The 344-nt window shown below is 72.1% G+C and carries 1 protein-coding gene; it reads right to left on the bottom strand.

The window, feature by feature from the left end; all coding sequences use genetic code 11:
- Positions 1-344 (bottom strand): ketoacyl-synthetase C-terminal extension domain-containing protein (locus tag IH00_RS39310; RefSeq protein WP_324615820.1); only part of this gene is annotated, 344 nt, incomplete at both ends.

A 344-nucleotide genomic window follows, 5' to 3' on the forward strand; every position in this document is an offset into this window, starting at 1 on the left:
AGGTGCTCACGCAGCCGGCGCGCCTGCGCCCGCAGCGCCGCCTCACTACGCCCCGACACCACCCACGGCACCGGCACACCACCAGCCGGGAGCGGCTCACTCCCCTGCCCCGAGGATTCCGGTTCCGCGGGCGCCTCCTCCAGGATCACGTGCGCGTTGGTGCCACTGATCCCGAACGACGACACACCCGCCCGCCGCACCCGCTCCCGCGATGGCGACCACGGCTGCGCCTCACGCAACAACTCCACCGCACCGGCCGACCAGTCCACCAACGGCGTCGGCTCCTGCGCATGCAACGTCCGCGGCAGCACCCCGTGCCGCAACGCCATCACCATCTTGATCAC

The sequence above is a fragment of the Streptomyces sp. NRRL S-118 genome (assembly GCF_000716335.1).
Lineage (GTDB): Bacteria > Actinomycetota > Actinomycetes > Streptomycetales > Streptomycetaceae > Streptomyces.